This is a genomic window from Streptomyces sp. URMC 126 (assembly GCF_051386555.1).
In the GTDB taxonomy this organism is placed as follows: Bacteria; Actinomycetota; Actinomycetes; order Streptomycetales; family Streptomycetaceae; genus Streptomyces.
The window spans coordinates 1-259 of record NZ_JBPQTX010001027.1 but is presented as its reverse complement, the minus strand read 5'-3'; the positions used below and the strand labels follow the sequence as shown (position 1 = coordinate 259).

Here is a 259-nt window from a genome sequence, read left to right as displayed (position 1 = left end):
ATGGTGCTTACCACGAGGTCGACTCCTCCGAGATGGCGTTTAAGATCGCCGGCTCGATGGCTTTCAAGGAGGCCGCTGGCAAGGCTAACCCGGGTCTGCTCGAGCCATTGATGGCTGTTGAGGTGACGACTCCTGAGGATTACCTCGGTACTGTCATCGGCGACCTCAACTCCCGCCGCGGTCAGATCCAAGAGATGGTTGAGGAGCACGGAAACAAGGTCGTACGCGCTTTGGTTCCGTTGTCCGAGATGTTTGGATA

At 57.1% G+C, this 259-nt stretch carries 1 pseudogene; it reads left to right on the top strand.

What is annotated here, in order from left to right:
- Positions 1 to 259 (top strand): annotated as a pseudogene (fusA, locus tag ACSNOK_RS34955) (elongation factor G); the annotation flags it as partial.